The following is a 3395-nucleotide window of genomic DNA, read 5'->3' as shown; positions in this document are numbered from 1 at the left end:
CATGCCAACAACCGATGCTTGACGAAACAGGTTCATCAGATTTTCCCAGGAAAGGAAGTAATCACTCGAAATAGAAGCGATGACGAAAAAAATGACGATAATGAGAAAGACATGATTCTTCTGTATGAACCTCCAGGCCAGTCCCGGTTGATTAACTCTCAAAGGCAAGCCGTATCTCTTATTCAATTTCTTGTGCCTCCGATCTGGATGTACCTGTCATACCAGATGCTGATTGGGTAATTCTTTCCTCCGTTGCTTCCATACGCGTCATTTCATCCACAATATGGCCTTCATGCATGACTAAAATACGAGTACAGATGCCCAGCAACTCTGATAGGTCCGAGGAAATGATGATCATTCCTTTGCCTTCCTCCACAARATCATGGATAGAGGCATACATTTCGGTTTTAGCGCCTACGTCAATACTTTGGGTAGGTTCATCCAGGAAGTATAAGTCACAATCCGCAACCAGCCATCTGCCTAGGGTAACCTTTTGCTGATTTCCGCCGCTAAGGTACTTTACCTTCTGGTCTGGCCCTTGGATGTTAATGCTCAATTGAAGGATCGCATCCAGAGCTTTGTCTTGCTCCTCTTTAAACAGAAGAAACTGCCATTTATGTAAATGATCCAAACCTGATATGGTCAAGTTTTGGGAAATATTCATATCCGGAAACAATCCTTTACCTAATCGATCCCGATTCACGAAACCAAACCGATGCTGAATCGCTTCGCGTGGACCACGAAAACGAACCTCCTTTCCCTTCCAGATCACCTCGCCGGAATCTCTTTTTAGCTCCCCGAAAATCGTCTTCGCGAGCTCTGTTCTTCCCGAACCGACCAAACCGGCAAATCCAAGGATTTCTCCCTCATACAGCTGAAATTGGATATTCTTGAACCAGGGCTTGCGGGTAAGTCCCTTCACATTGAGAAGCTCTTTTCCTTTCTCATGCGTGACCTGTGGGAATAAATATTTCAGCTCTCTGCCAAGCATGAACCGAATAACATCATTCTCTCCTAATCCTTTCAAATCGCGCGTAATCACGTGTTTACCATCACGGAGAATGGTAATCCGATCACAGATGTTGTGCAGCTCCTCCAAGCGGTGTGTAATATAGATAATGCCAATGCCTTCTTCCTTAAAAGAACGGATCAGTAGAAATAAACGTTCTCTTTCCATATCCGTTAAGCTTGCCGTAGGTTCGTCCATAATTAAAATGCGCGCACGCTTTGAAATTGCTTTTGCGATCGCAACAGCATGCTGCTCGCTAAGCGATAGATGGCGGACCAGAGTGCCAGGATGATGCATGTAGCCTAACGACTTCATAATGTCCTTTGCATCCCTTTTCATCTTGCGATGGTTCGCAAATAGTCCAAAGACCTTCGGCTCCACACCCAGAAATATGTTCTCAGCAATACTCATATCTTGTACGAGCGCTGGATCCTGATAAATGATTGACACCCCTAATTGCTGCGCTTCAATGGACGAGTTAATATGAACCCGTTTACCCTCGATGCTAATTTCACCTTCATCGGGTTGATGAAAGCCAGAAATCATTTTCACCAGTGTCGATTTGCCGGCTCCGTTGCCGCCAATCAACGCATGCACTTCTCCATGCCCTAGATGAAAATTAACGCCATCCAGTACTTTAACCCCAAAAAATGACTTGTTAATATTTTGCATATCCAGGAGCATCCATCCACATCCTCTATATTCATCTTTCTCTCACCACCCTAGCCCAATTATCGGAGACTAAGCCGCCGAAGATTGAGCTAGGATTGCTTTCTAAACTTGCCAGGCGATTCGCCCGTTGTTTTCTTAAACAGGAGATTAAAATAGTTGGAATTCGGATACCCGACCTGAAAAGCGATATCCTGTACGGAAAGATTCGTCCCCGTCAGCAATCTTTTCGCTTTATCAATTCTGCATTTAATCAAATATTGAATAGGTGAAATGCCGATTTCCACTTTAAATAAATGGGCCAAATGATACGGACTTACATAAACAACGCTTGCTAAATCATTTAAGGAGAGATCCCTGACATAATTTTCTTCAATGTAAGCCTTTACAATTTGTGGGATAGAAATCGATGTTGAACGCGGTCTGTGGTCCGTAAATCGAAATAGCATAATGAGAAAGGTTTGAAGCAAAGAAGCGATAATCTCCGATGACCCTATCGCAGGCGTGCAAGCTTCCTTATAGATATCCGAGAAAAATCGATTGAAGTTGTCGAACTCTGTCTCCATTCTTAATAACGGCAGCATATCCTGATCAAGCAACCGACCTTCCGGCAAGCCTGAAATAAATACCCCAGAAATCGATATTAATATCCCCCGAAAGGATGTACCCGTTGTTGGTCGCATACCATATTCCATGTCCGGATGAATGACAAGTAAATCCCCTTCAAGAATCGATTGCATTTGGTCGCCATTATAAAACTCGCCACGCCCTTCTTGAAGTAAAAAGATTTCTGTGTGTGGGTTGGAAGAAAAAGAATACTCTGCCAAGTGCTCGGAACGAACTTGTACGGCTGATAGGAAGCGAGGTGTATCTAAAAAAATGGTCCCCATCTGATTTGGATTTCCCCACTCCTTTTATAATTTTTTGAATTCCCACAGCACCACAAGCTCATGATTCAATCCATTAACATGACATACAGCACTCGAAACTTCGGGGTTCCCCCCCATTTATGTCGATACATATTGTATCAAATAGACGCTGATACGGCAAATTTTTCCAAGTTTCGTCACGAAAATCACGATAATGAGATTGAATTCTTGATTCTTATTTCATATCCTTATGTTCATGTCCGTCCGCGTGTTCATGTTCATGTCCATCGTCATCTCCAAACTGGAAATGTTCATAGAATTCCTCGTATTTCTTTTCGCTCTCATCGCCTTCAATCCATGCGATTAGCCAGCCTTTATTGTAATATGCAACGGCAGGAAGCTCCTTGTAGAAATGGACAAGCGGCAATCCCTTTTCATTCTTCAAGTCCTGTGCGCCGCCATATTTCGTCAAATCAAACCGATACAGCTTAACGCCCTTTTTCTCGGCAGCAGTTGAAATGAGGGGCTCTAGCTTGGTGCAGAGCCCGCAATTTGATTTATACAAGTACACAAAGTTTTGATCGTCAGAATGGATAATGCGCTTTAATTCAGCGATCGCTTCGCTGCTGYTTCCAGTAATATCGTTAGGGCCGTTTACTTGTGAATCGGCCCATGTCGTTCCTATACCTTTCCATTGCCCTATACCAACAACTGCAACCAGCAGCGCTAAAGTGCCCGCCGTGAACCATAATGCTTTTCTTGCCATTTCGATAAAAGCCTCCCGCTATTTCAATAATTTATAGGCAACATAGGCAATATCCACAACATCGATTTTCCCATCTAGATTC

Annotated in this window: 3 protein-coding genes and 1 pseudogene; all 4 read right to left on the bottom strand. The window is 43.4% G+C overall.

Annotation, left to right across the window (positions count from 1 at the left end):
- Nucleotides 1–186 (bottom strand): annotated as a pseudogene (locus AC1DUA_RS29985) (hypothetical protein); the annotation flags it as partial.
- Entirely contained in the window at nt 179–1693 is a 1515-nt protein-coding gene (locus tag AC1DUA_RS29980; RefSeq protein ID WP_477503219.1) for a sugar ABC transporter ATP-binding protein, read from the bottom strand. The pseudogene AC1DUA_RS29985 and the gene AC1DUA_RS29980, both read right to left, overlap by 8 nt.
- Nucleotides 1694–1770: 77 nt before the next feature.
- Entirely contained in the window at nt 1771–2568 is a 798-nt protein-coding gene (locus AC1DUA_RS29975) for a helix-turn-helix transcriptional regulator (RefSeq protein ID WP_477503218.1), read from the bottom strand.
- 214 nt (nt 2569–2782) lie between these two features.
- Entirely contained in the window at nt 2783–3313 is a 531-nt protein-coding gene (locus AC1DUA_RS29970) for a thioredoxin domain-containing protein (protein ID WP_477503217.1), read from the bottom strand.
- Nucleotides 3314–3395 lie beyond the last annotated feature (82 nt).

It is taken from the genome of Paenibacillus sp. 01T422 (genome assembly GCF_056398785.1).
This window is presented reverse-complemented; position numbering and strand designations above follow the sequence as displayed.

Excerpts from the sequence above, each read along its gene's own strand:
- AC1DUA_RS29975 (WP_477503218.1), bottom strand. The coding sequence starts at position 2,568 with ATGGGGACCATTTTTTTAGATACACCTCGCTTCCTATCAGCCGTACAA.